This is a genomic window from Bradyrhizobium sp. AS23.2 (genome assembly GCF_001908185.1).
Taxonomy (GTDB): domain Bacteria; phylum Pseudomonadota; class Alphaproteobacteria; order Rhizobiales; family Xanthobacteraceae; genus Bradyrhizobium.
This window is the reverse complement of sequence record NZ_LGHM01000204.1, coordinates 1-9,698: the sequence shown is the minus strand read 5'-3', so window position 1 is coordinate 9,698 and position 9,698 is coordinate 1. Positions and strand designations below refer to the sequence as shown.

Sequence of the window (9,698 nt, the reverse complement as noted above, 5' to 3'; positions counted from 1 at the left end):
CGGCCGGCACCCGGCCTTCCCTGCGCCCTCTTGGTTCAAGAGAGGGCGGAGCGACGAAGCAAAGCTCGGGCGAAACAAGTCGCGAGAACGAGACGTTGTGTCCGCTATTTGACAGTCAGTCGACCGCTGCGCGAGACGCCGCGCTCGCAACACCAGCTCGACGTTGACGGCCGCCGGTTCAAGGTGTTGTAGGCGGGAGTCCAGTTTTCATGGGATCGTCGACCCGAAGTCCGCTGCCGATCCACTTGCGACCAATATTGACGCGCTAACCGACGGATGACAGGGCGGACTGGCCAAATATGACATGCCGCCCGAGTTTGAGTCCTGCTCGAAGGCTTCCACAGCGACGAAGGCCTCGGCAGCGGGCGGGTGCCAGGCCGCCCGCCCGGCACAGTCGCAGCCTCAAGTATGCGCATATTTATACCCGGATACTATTGACACTCCATATTTTATCCGGGTAATAACGCGCGAGATATCCGTGCCATGCCCGGCAGCTTCCCTTCGGCATGTCCAGCGCAAACCAGGAGAGACCAGTGACGAGCTACCTAGAACCGACGCAGGAGGCTGGCCGCGCCTTCATGAGGCGCGATCTCCGCGGGCCGATCGTGATGCTCAATCTCCTGCGCTTCCGCAAAGTTGCCGACTATGCGGCCAACCCTGAACTGGCTCCCTCCCTGCCAATCAGCGGCGCGGAAGCATTTGAGCGCTACATCAATCATACGCTGCCCCATCTGCACGAGAGTGGCGGCAATCTGCTGTTTCTTGGCAGTGGTGGCCCGTTCCTGATCGGTCCCGATCGTGAGACCTGGGACATGGCGATGCTGGTCCGGCAAAGCAGCGCAGCGTCCTTTATCGCCTTCGCCAGCCATGAGCCTTATCTCGCAGGCATTGGACACCGCACAGCGGCAGTCGAGGACTCACGCCTTCTTCCGCTGGTTGAACTCCAGCCTCCAGCTTGATCCGGACGAGCCACACCCATGAACACCGTGCAAGCCAACGGCGTTGAGCTGGCCTACGACAGCTTCGGCGGCGAAACCAACGAAGCGATCCTGCTCATCGCCGGATTAGGCACGCAGATGATCCGATGGACGAGTCCGTTCTGCGAAGAGGTGGCCGCGCGCGGCTACCGCGTGATCCGTTTCGACAACCGCGACGCCGGCTGTTCGACGCACTTTCGCCAATGCTCTCCGCCGGACTTCCGTGCGCTGGCGGCTACGCTTATGGCCGGAGAACGGCCGGACGTTCCCTACACCCTCTCCGACATGGCTAGAGACGCGATCGGCCTCCTCGATGTTCTATCAATCGATCGCGCGCATGTCGTCGGTCGGTCGATGGGCGGCATGGTGGCGCAGATCATGGCCAGCGAGCATCCCGAGCGGGTGCTGTCGCTGACCTCCATCATGTCGAGCACAGGCAATCCGGCCCTTCCGCAAGCCGCGCCCGACATCCTGGCAATGATGATGCGCCCCGCACCCGATCCATTCACCGACGAGCCGGGATTTCTGGCCCATGCCAGGGCCTTTGCGCGCCGTATCGCCGGGTCTGGATACCCGTTCGACGAGGAGGCTCACCGTCTCCTGGTTTTGGAAGAAACGAGGCGTGCATACGACCCCGGAGGCACGGGGCGGCAGCTCGCGGCGATGGCCGTTGCCGGCGACCGTCGTTCACGGCTGGCGACCATCACGGCGCCGGCGCTGGTCGTGCATGGGACCGACGATCCCCTCATTCTCCCGGCCTGCGGCAAGGACACCGCCGGTTCGATCCCGAATGCACGCCTCATGTTGATCGACGGTATGGGGCACGATCTGCCGATCGCGGTCTATCAGATCGTTATCGAGGCGATTGACGATATGGCTCGCCAAGCATCGCGAAAATAACGCACGGCCGGACGCTGCAGCTTCACCACCAGCGCGCCATCGCACCGGCATCCACGTTGCCGTCGATCATGACGTTGGGGCAGACGGCGGCAATAGCTGTCGCTTGGTATTCAGTGCTCGCATTGCGCGCATCGATCTGAAGGCGCGAGCTGTCGGCTGTCGCTATCGTTTCGGTCCCGGAAAATATGATACCGTCTCGGAATAGTAGCCATAGGAGACTTTCCGTGAAGCTGAACGAGATTCGCACGTTCGTGACGGTCGCGCAGACGGGATCGGTGCAGGCGGCCGCCCGGCAGCTCCACATGACGCAGTCCGTGGTGTCGAGACTGGTGCAACGGCTCGAACGAGACCTCGGCGCCACGTTGTTCGATCGACAGAGCAAGCCGTTGGCCCTCACCTACGACGGTCAGTCTGCCCTCCATCACGGGCGGCGGGTTCACCCGCCTACCATGCGGCCGCTGATGCAAAATCGGCAGAAACGAACACCGTCCAACTATGACGGCCTCAGTATTGCTCGGCGGGCATGAATCAGGTTCTCGACCCTGTTCGCGGCAACGTTCAATGTCGCCATATCGGCCGCGTCTTCGTCTCCGCTCGCAATCTTGAACCGCTGGTCGCTCAAGATGTCATCGATCCGGCTCTCAACGTCGGATAATTCATCCTCGTGCTGGGCCTTGCGAACCCGGCGAGCCAGGGCATAGAGCGCGTCGAGCGCCGATTCATCCGGTTTCGGTGTCCGCAGGCCGATGAACCTCCAGGCCGCAGCGAGGACCGAAGCCACTCCGCCGAGGATCATCGGCGTCAGGTAGATCGCATTGCTCCACTCGTCCAAAAAACTTTCTTGAGTGCCGTTGAAATATTCCGATGCACCGGCGTGGACCGGCAGGAAGGCGTCGGGATCCGTGTCGGGCGCTGTGACCTGCGCCAGGATCGGCAGTTCGCCGATGAGGTCCCGGCGCGCCGCGAGAAGCGATCTTGTCAGATCGGCTATGGTGTCGGGATTGAGCGTTTTCTGCGCGACCAGGTAGAAAGACACCCGCAGTGTCGTCAGGTCGTCATCCGGGACTGCCGGCGAACCTCTGAGCGTGCCTTTCGGCACGTCGAAACTTTCGTAGGCACGATGACTTTCCGCAATCGCGTCGGCCGATTCAATGGGAATGAGGACCGGTTGGGACTTCGGGTTTTGCGCGAAGAGGCTACGCGCGAGCGACAGGTATTTTGGCGTCAGGGGAATGACGAGCAGAAGCGCATCGACGCTCCTGGCGTCGACTGCCTGGCGTGCCTCAAGCAACGAGAGATCCCTAAATTTCACGTTTGCGCCGTCGAGATCATATTGCTGACGCAGTGCGTTGACGACGGACCTGTTGATCTCTCCGCCGACCACGCCAACGCGACGGCCTTTCAGGCTTGCCACGTCAGTCAGCGGCGAACCGGGAGGGGCCACAATCAGCACGACCGCATGTGCAAGCACGAGGACTGCCTGGGCTTGCGACAGGTCACCAACGTCGCCGCGGACGACCGCGAGGTCGACCTTGCCGGATGAAAAGGCATCGGCGGCCTCGAGCGCGCTCGAGTGTCTGACAACCCGGAGTCTCACCGGCGCTGACGTGGCGGTCAGGCGACTGGCGATGGCCGACAGGACCTTATCGGATTCACCATCAAGCGATCCAACCGCGGCGGTCAACGTGACGGGTCGGATGTACCAGAAATAGGCGAACAGCCCCGCGCCAATGGCCAGCAGCAATGCGCCGCTCACCATCACGATACGAAGCCAGGCCGGTAATTTGACGGCGGTCATCGAGTAATTCTCCGACTAAAGCTATGCCTTGCCCTGAAGTGTGATCAACGGCGCCTCTCCGACACTGCTGTGTCTTGTCTCTGAATTGTATTCCGTCCCGTCGCGGGTCAGGCAATGGATCACGGCATGAAGCTGTTCGAGCGCTGGTGCCGCCTCAGAGTGACAGGGATATCAAGCCCCATTCGACGCCGTGAACCGACTTTGGCTTTGCTTATGATGTGTGATCTCATGCAGCGAGAGGCGCGCTCATTAGAGAGCATTTTTCACCGATCCGCTATGCAGTTTCAGTACAGGCGCGGATTCCGTTGGCAGCGTGCCATGAAAAGTCCCTCGTGGTCGCACCGAAGCGCATCCAGCGTCCATTGGTCCGCGACCAAAGCTCGCGTTTGCCGAATTTGCATAGCAGCCCGCCGAGCTTTCCGTAAATTGGTAAGCGCACCAGAAGTGGTTGGCATGCCAGCCCGCTCAACGTGGCAAGGGAGCATTTGATGCAAAAGCGATTGACCCAGAGCGCGTACGTGCTGATGAAGCGCGAATTTCTGCGGTCGTGATCCTGGAAGAAAATATCGTTGTCGACCCCACTCGCCAATCGTTTGAAGTCGTTTCAATCAGGTACCAAGGAGAAAGAAATGGAGATCACTCGTCGTAATCTTGCGCTGGGAGGCATGGGCCTGCTGGCAGGTGCGGCTGCAACACGATCAGCCCTTGCGCAGGATTCCTTTTTTGGCGTGGGGCAGGGCCTGGAGGATTTTTGGCTCGCGAGCGACGCCTACGTTTTCGGCTATCCGTTGGTGACGATGGAGATGACCCGCCGGGTTCTCACCAACGTCGCCGAACCCGTGGGCACGAAGGCACCGATGGGGCAGATCATCAAGCTGCGCCAGTATCCGAACGCCTCATTCAAGGACGTCACGGCACCGAACGCGGACACGCTCTACACGACTTCCTTTTTGGATGTCGGGAAAGAGCCGTGGGTCCTCAGCATCCCGGACATGAAGGGGCGCTATTTCCTGATGCCCATGCTGGACGGCTGGACCACGGTGTTCCAGGTGCCGGGCAAGCGCACCACCGGCACCGGGGCGCAGACCTACGCGATCACTGGACCTGGCTGGAAAGGAACCCTGCCGGATGGCGTGAAAGAGTACAAGTCGTCCACCAACATGGTGTGGCTGCTCGGCCGCATCTATTGCACCGGCACGCCGGAGGATTACGCCGCCGTCCACAAGCTGCAGGATGAGTGCAAGCTCGTTCCGCTCAGCGCCTATGGCAAGCCGTACACGCCGCCTCCGGGCAAGGTCGATCCCTCGATCGACATGAAGACGGCCGTTCGCGAACAGGTCAATCGCATGGACGCGGTGTCGTATTTCAAGCTGCTCTGCGAGCTCATGAAAACCAATCCGCCCTACGAAGCGGACGCGCCCCAGCTTGCCAAATTTGCCCGCATCGGCATCGTCCCCGGACAGGATTTTGACGAGAGCAAGCTCAAGGCGGACTTTCTGAAGCGCGTGCCGGAGGTTTCGTTCGACAGGATCATGCTTCAGTTCAAGATCAACAAGGCCATCAAGGACGAGAATGGCTTTGCCTACACGACGAGAACCGGCATCTACGGTACCGACTATCTGATGCGGGCCCTGGTGACCGCGATCGGACTCGGCGCCAACCGTCCGCAGGATGCGGTCTACCCGACCTCGCAAAAGGACGCGGACGGCCGCGCGTACAATGGCGCAAACAAGTACGTCATGCGTTTCCCGAAGGGGCACCTGCCTCCCGCCGAGGGATTCTGGTCGCTCACGATGTACAACAGCGCCTACTTCTTCGTGGAAAATCCGCTCAACCGCTATTCGATCAGCGCGCGGCAAGACCTCAAGCAGAATCCGGACGGCTCAACCGACCTCTACATCCAGAAGGACTCCCCGGGCAAAGACAAGGAATCAAACTGGCTTCCCGCGCCTGAGGGAGACTTCATTCTCATGCTGCGCATGTACTGGCCGCAAGAAACGGATCCGTCGATCATCAACGGCACATGGACGGTCCCTGCGGCCAAAAAGGTCGGGGCTTGAGAAATTGAACTGATGCCGGCCCTCGGGTGGGCCGGCATGGCCGAATGACTTCGTGATCCCACTGCACCGTCGCTAACAGGAAAGGTGAGCGACGGTGCAGACGCACGAATCTCTGCAAGAGACGTAACCGGGCGATCGTGTGAAGCGCCTCCCGTAGGCCAGTGGCTTTTGCATTCTGCGTAGAGGACGGCGCGCCACGGCCGATGGAGAATGAGCATTACTTCGTCGCGGCGCTATGATGCCGCCAGCGCTCCGCACGCTCCGATCTCCAAATCCGCCATAGGCTGCGATTTTCCCATTCTACCTCAGGAGGGGAGCCGCCTGGCTGTTTCAGTGGCCAGTCCGCCCATGCTCAGAAAATGGCCGTTTGCGTTCAGGACCTGGACTGACGCGTTGGGCCAACCGGATTGACCGCTCGCATGTCTTCGACGTCCTCCACAGCGGAAGCCCGCGTGCCCAACATGGCAGCATGAACGCTGCGTATGGTGGCGTAGAGGAAGGCCGTGGTCAGCCCGAACAGCAGCATGCCGTTGAGAGCTTCGAGTGCCCCCAACATCTGCCAACGGTCAGACAGATGGAGGCTTGCATGGCCGAAGGTCGTCATCGCGCCAATTGAATACAGCATCGCCGCGCGCTCGTCTGGAAGAGCGCCGAGCCAGAGGTAGGCTCCGGCCCCGACAGCTGCCCTATAGCGTGCAAGGCGGTGGCCGACAGCACGGTTGTTCCCACCACAACCGCAAACGTCGTCAGATGTCTGCCAACTCTTTTTGCGCGCCTTAAACCTCGCTCAACGCCAAATTCAATCGCCCCGAGACCGATGACGTGGATGACCGACGCAAGGACAATCAAGGGGAGTCCGCACAACCAGTCTGTGATCCACGCTCCCGACGCGAGAAAATCCATGCTTCTACCAGGCTCGAGCCGTATTGTCGGCGTCGAGAAGGTCAGGAACGCGCGCGACGATCGGCTACCATAATTGCGCCACTTCGGCGAGCGGCCGCATGCTGTGGGCAGCGGCAATCACGCCAGCGCTGGCCGTCACTGCGCTCCCCTCGGCGACGGTCGAGCGCATCGCTTTTAAGGCGATGCCGCTTAGCGGCGATTAACCGCGGGGCGGTCGGTGCCAAGGATTGGGTCAGTCGCCGACGGAATGGTGAAGACTGGGCCTAGTTTAACCCCCGGCAAGGCGCCCAAGGCGAAGCGCGCCTCTAATCATAGTCGCGATTGCTCCCGATACTGCCGCGGTGTGGCGCCGGCAATTCGGCGGAAGGCGCGGGTGAAGTGCGCCGGATCAGTGTACCCGGAGGAGAATGCGATTTCGATAATCTTGGAATCAGTGTCGCGTAAAAGCCTTCTGGCATTCTCGAACCGGATGGTATCGATCAGATCCGAGTATGTAAGGCCGGCGTACGCGAGTTTGCGTTGCAAGCTCCTGGTGCTCGCGCCGGCCATCTCCGCGATTTCAGCGAGAGCTGGAAGTCTTTCACCCAGATAAGACGGCAACATCAATTTGAGAGTCGCGATAATATCATGTGCTGATGGGCCAGCCTCATCGTCTTGCGAAGAAAGTATTTTTTCCTTTGCGCGACTAGGGAGGCTGAGGAGCGAGATTGGAATATCGATCCATGATGCGTCCTGACCGGACAGGAAGCGCGTGTTTGGCCAGAATGATTGACACGCAGGGCTCGGCGTATAGCGGGCTTCAAAGGCCATCGTTGCCGGGGCCCAATCCGGCCCGGCGAATTGCTGGACCATGTATATGGGGAAAATATTCTGGAGCCACTGCGAATGCTCGAGATGCAGGAGTCCTTTTGTTCCAGTGAGTCTGCTGCAAAACCTCACGTGATCGTCGTATCGCTCGATCCAGTTGCTCAAGTTCGAGTCCTCGATCGACGCCCATTTGCAGGCCTGCTGCAGCGCGACCAACAGCGTCGGGGCATGGGCGATCAGAGTCCGAGTTTTCTCGCTCAGGTGACAATACTGCAGACGTCGGGAAGCGTGGAATCCGATATCCGCAATGCCTTGCGATCTCCGGGCGATTTCCGCGAAGTCGATTGCTTGCAGGATCGGAACGTAGTGGTCGGCCTTTTCTTCCAACGATGCCGGAAGACGAGATCTTTCCAGAAAAGAACCCGTCGATGCGCCGATATCGCTAAGGATATCAGCGAAGGGAATGAGGAACTGGCAGCGGGTCAAATGAATATTTGCCACCGGGCCACCCCTCGATCGTAAAATTGATGCTGTCCGTCCGCCCGAATTTCGTTGGGACCGGGCGTTTGCCTCGCCGGGGAGAATGGGAGAATTCGCTGTCCCACTCTAGGCATGCACCGTTCTCGCACCGCAGCGACATCTCGCGTCGAGCAGCGATGCCGCTCTTTCGATGCGGGTCTTGCCGGCTTTTTTGGCGCCTTATGGCCAGACGGCCAAGAACTCGCTTCATAGGTTGACATAAGATCGAGACTACAACCGGAGTGGAAGGAAACGCAGCCTTTCGCTCCGCGTTCTATGAATCCTATCACCGTACCTTCGCAGTATTGCGTGCGCGCGACAATGGCCGAGCGAGAGCCGCTGGGTGATCGAAAGGCAATTTCTGGCGAGCCCTGGTTTCTCCCGGGCGGCCGGCCAGAGGGAGGCCCAGAACACCTACAGCCTCGAAGCCCATCGGGTTTTCTCTAGAGGGAGCAAGGGCTTCGTGCCTCACACCAACAGATGAGAGCTGTCCGTTTGCCGTCGTCCGAGGCGATCCGCGCGGCCATCGTCGCGTCGCTGCGACAAGGTGACGTAACCATAGATCGAACGGCTCGCGCACTTAAGATCAGCGTCCGCACGTTGCAGCGTCACCTCGGTGGAATCGGCACAAGTCACAGCGAAATGGTCGCGGACGTTCGCCTCAACCTGGCGTGCCGGCTGCTCGTGGATTCCAGCAAGCACTTGTCGGATATAGCGAAATTCCTCGGCTATTCCAACGCAAGCAGCTTCAGCCGCGCTTTCTTGCGTTCGATGAAAGTTCAACCCGTTGTTTACAGGCGGCAGCAACGTGCCCGTAAGCTGAGCGGGCGCGTCATCGCATAGGACCGTGCGCGATCGACCGCTGAGGTATTCCAGATGATTGGCGCGAAATGGCAAGACGCGTGACCTGAATTGGCGCGAAAAGCTTTAGTGAGATTATCACGCCCCTGAAGGATCTAACTGTTTTGACGTTCAAGGAACTCGGTGTGTTTTGGAAGGCGCCTGAGCCGATCGCTTTAGCGTACCTGGCGCATGGGATTTGCTGAATGTCCTGGCGTCACGGGCTCGCGCCCGTTCGGGAAATGATACCCGCGCAACGGAGAGAGTCTTGTTGCGATGTGGTCGGACGAGCGGAGAGGTTGGCTTTGAGTCGTCCTCATCAACCGCTATCTGTTTCGGTTATATGTCGTACCCTTATGGTGAGTGAGCGTACGCTGCGCAATGCATTCAACGAGATCCACGGCGTCCCGCCTTGCCGGCGTCTTCGCATGTTACGGTTGCTACACGCCAGGAAGGTCCTTCTGGCGGCTGACCGCGAGCTGACCACCGTTACCAATGTTGCAACAGCTTGGGGCTTCAGTGAGCTGGGGCGCTTTTCTGTCGAGTATAGAAGGGCATTCGGCGAGAGTCCGTCCCAAACGCTTAACGGAAGAACTCGGACCTGCTGTACCGGCGTCGACCGTGGCGTCAGCGCAACGTCGCGGTTAGGGTTTGCATAGCGCGGCTTCCTGAAGCGACGCCAACTACATGGACTAACGGATTGTGGACGGGGGAAGCTCGATGAGCCGAGGTGTGTTCATCCGCGCGTCGCGCCGCCGTGGCACTATGATGCTGCCAGCGCTCCGATCTCCAAATCCGCCATAGGCTGCGATTTTCCCATTCTACCTCAGGAGGGGAGCCGCCTGGCTGTTTCAGCAGCTAGTCCGCCCATGCTCAGAAAATGGCCGTTTGCGT

Annotated in this window: 9 protein-coding genes; 6 read left to right on the top strand and 3 right to left on the bottom strand. The window is 59.9% G+C overall.

Going from position 1 to position 9,698, the window contains the following annotated elements; translation table 11 throughout:
- Positions 1 to 533 precede the first annotated feature (533 nt).
- From AC630_RS36285 to AC630_RS36270, 3 genes are all read left to right on the top strand, one after another.
- Positions 534 to 959 (top strand): DUF1330 domain-containing protein, encoded by a 426-nt coding sequence (locus AC630_RS36285; RefSeq protein WP_245330626.1) that lies wholly within the window; start codon positions 534 to 536, stop codon positions 957 to 959.
- 18 nt (positions 960 to 977) lie between these two features.
- Entirely contained in the window at positions 978 to 1,877 is a 900-nt protein-coding gene (locus AC630_RS36280; RefSeq protein WP_074123197.1) for an alpha/beta fold hydrolase, read from the top strand.
- Between the two features lie 224 nt (positions 1,878 to 2,101).
- On the top strand, positions 2,102 to 2,404 hold the full coding sequence (locus AC630_RS36270) for a LysR family transcriptional regulator (RefSeq protein WP_074123195.1): 303 nt from the start codon (positions 2,102 to 2,104) through the stop codon (positions 2,402 to 2,404).
- Here the strand turns inward: AC630_RS36270 and AC630_RS36265 are convergent.
- Positions 2,371 to 3,675 carry a TAXI family TRAP transporter solute-binding subunit gene (locus tag AC630_RS36265; RefSeq protein WP_074123194.1) on the bottom strand — a complete coding sequence of 435 codons (1,305 nt, stop codon included), beginning with the start codon at positions 3,673 to 3,675 and terminating at the stop codon, positions 2,371 to 2,373. The two genes, AC630_RS36270 and AC630_RS36265, sit on opposite strands and share 34 nt — an antisense overlap.
- Positions 3,676 to 4,304: 629 nt before the next feature.
- Here AC630_RS36265 and AC630_RS36260 point away from each other — a divergent pair.
- Positions 4,305 to 5,735 (top strand): DUF1254 domain-containing protein, encoded by a 1,431-nt coding sequence (locus AC630_RS36260; RefSeq protein WP_074123193.1) that lies wholly within the window; start codon positions 4,305 to 4,307, stop codon positions 5,733 to 5,735.
- Between the two features lie 373 nt (positions 5,736 to 6,108).
- Here AC630_RS36260 and AC630_RS46415 read toward each other — a convergent pair whose 3' ends face one another.
- Together AC630_RS46415 and AC630_RS36250 are read right to left on the bottom strand one after the other, a co-directional pair.
- A complete protein-coding gene (locus tag AC630_RS46415) occupies positions 6,109 to 6,360 on the bottom strand; it encodes a hypothetical protein (protein WP_208867094.1) in 252 nt (83 codons plus the stop codon).
- A gap of 587 nt (positions 6,361 to 6,947) precedes the next feature.
- Positions 6,948 to 7,946, bottom strand: coding sequence for a helix-turn-helix transcriptional regulator (locus AC630_RS36250; RefSeq protein ID WP_245330625.1), 999 nt, complete (start codon positions 7,944 to 7,946; stop codon positions 6,948 to 6,950).
- A 513-nt stretch (positions 7,947 to 8,459) separates the two neighbouring features.
- Here AC630_RS36250 and AC630_RS36245 point away from each other — a divergent pair.
- Positions 8,460 to 8,807, top strand: coding sequence for a helix-turn-helix domain-containing protein (locus AC630_RS36245; RefSeq protein ID WP_245330624.1), 348 nt, complete (start codon positions 8,460 to 8,462; stop codon positions 8,805 to 8,807).
- Between the two features lie 203 nt (positions 8,808 to 9,010).
- Positions 9,011 to 9,463, top strand: coding sequence for a helix-turn-helix domain-containing protein (locus AC630_RS48530; RefSeq protein ID WP_083636513.1), 453 nt, complete (start codon positions 9,011 to 9,013; stop codon positions 9,461 to 9,463).
- Positions 9,464 to 9,698: the final 235 nt, after the last annotated feature.

What these genes read in the sequence shown, in the direction of transcription:
- AC630_RS36280 (WP_074123197.1), top strand. Translation starts at nt 978, where the DNA reads ATGAACACCGTGCAAGCCAACGGCGTTGAGCTGGCCTACGACAGCTTC.
- AC630_RS36265 (WP_074123194.1), bottom strand. Translation starts at nt 3,675, where the DNA reads ATGACCGCCGTCAAATTACCGGCCTGGCTTCGTATCGTGATGGTGAGC.
- AC630_RS36260 (WP_074123193.1), top strand. Translation starts at nt 4,305, where the DNA reads ATGGAGATCACTCGTCGTAATCTTGCGCTGGGAGGCATGGGCCTGCTG.
- AC630_RS46415 (WP_208867094.1), bottom strand. Translation starts at nt 6,360, where the DNA reads ATGCTGTATTCAATTGGCGCGATGACGACCTTCGGCCATGCAAGCCTC.
- AC630_RS48530 (WP_083636513.1), top strand. Translation starts at nt 9,011, where the DNA reads ATGTCCTGGCGTCACGGGCTCGCGCCCGTTCGGGAAATGATACCCGCG.